The organism is Pedobacter sp. 01N416, assembly GCF_056399685.1.
This window is the reverse complement of the sequence record NZ_JBFTRT010001141.1, coordinates 1-376: the sequence shown is the minus strand read 5'-3', so window position 1 is coordinate 376 and position 376 is coordinate 1. Positions and strand designations below refer to the sequence as shown.

1 protein-coding gene is annotated in these 376 nt (G+C 44.7%); it reads left to right on the top strand.

Annotated features, from left to right (window positions below; genetic code table 11):
• Window positions 1–30: 30 nt before the first annotated feature.
• Window positions 31–376 (top strand): TonB-dependent receptor plug domain-containing protein (locus AC1DND_RS29620; RefSeq protein WP_477586638.1); only part of this gene is annotated, 346 nt, incomplete at its 3' end.

Genomic DNA, 376 nt, shown 5'->3' with positions numbered 1-376 from the left:
ATACTTGTTGGAAACCAAACAAGCATCAGTGTGGTCCTCAAAGAAAATAAATCGGAGTTAGGTGAGGTTGTAGTAGTGGGGTACGGAACACAAAAGAAAGGTAACCTGACCGGAGCAGTTTCTGTTGTTTCTATGGACAAAGTTCTTGGAGACCGGCCGGTTACAAATGTTGGATCTGCATTACAGGGTGCTGTACCGGGGCTTACCGTTTCGGGAAGTGCAAATCCGGGAGCAAGTAAAAGTATCAATATACGCGGTATAACTTCTATAAACGGCGGTAGCCCATTGATTTTAGTGGATAACGTCGTGACGACAAACCTGGACCTGATAAATCCTGCGGACATTGAGACCGTTTCTGTATTAAAAGATGCAGCTT